Source organism: Nocardioides pyridinolyticus, from assembly GCF_054653575.1.
The window spans coordinates 1-401 of the sequence record NZ_BAAIFY010000101.1; the positions used below are offsets into that span (position 1 = coordinate 1).

Consider the following 401-nt stretch of genomic DNA (forward strand, 5'->3'; position numbering starts at 1 on the left):
CAGGACTGGTGGCCGGCCGACTTCGGCCACTACGGCGGTCTGATGATCCGGCTCAGCTGGCACGCGGCCGGCACCTACCGGATCTACGACGGTCGCGGTGGCGCCGGTGAGGGCAGTCAGCGGTTCGCGCCGCTGAACAGCTGGCCGGACAACGGCAACCTCGACAAGGCGCGTCGCCTGCTGTGGCCGGTGAAGCAGAAGTACGGCCAGAAGATCTCGTGGGCCGACCTGCTCGTCCTGGCGGGCAACGTCGCGCTCGAGGACATGGGCTTCACGACGTTCGGCTTCGGCTTCGGCCGCGAGGACGTGTGGGAGCCGGAGGAGATCTTCTGGGGCCCCGAGGACACCTGGCTCGGCGACGAGCGGTACGCCGACGAGCGCGAGCTCGACGAGAACCTGGG

At 69.3% G+C, this 401-nt stretch carries 1 protein-coding gene; it reads left to right on the forward strand.

Translation table 11 applies throughout. The features are described 5' to 3' along the window. Window positions 1-401 (forward strand): peroxidase family protein (locus ACYQ0U_RS22830; protein ID WP_459976174.1); only part of this gene is annotated, 401 nt, incomplete at both ends.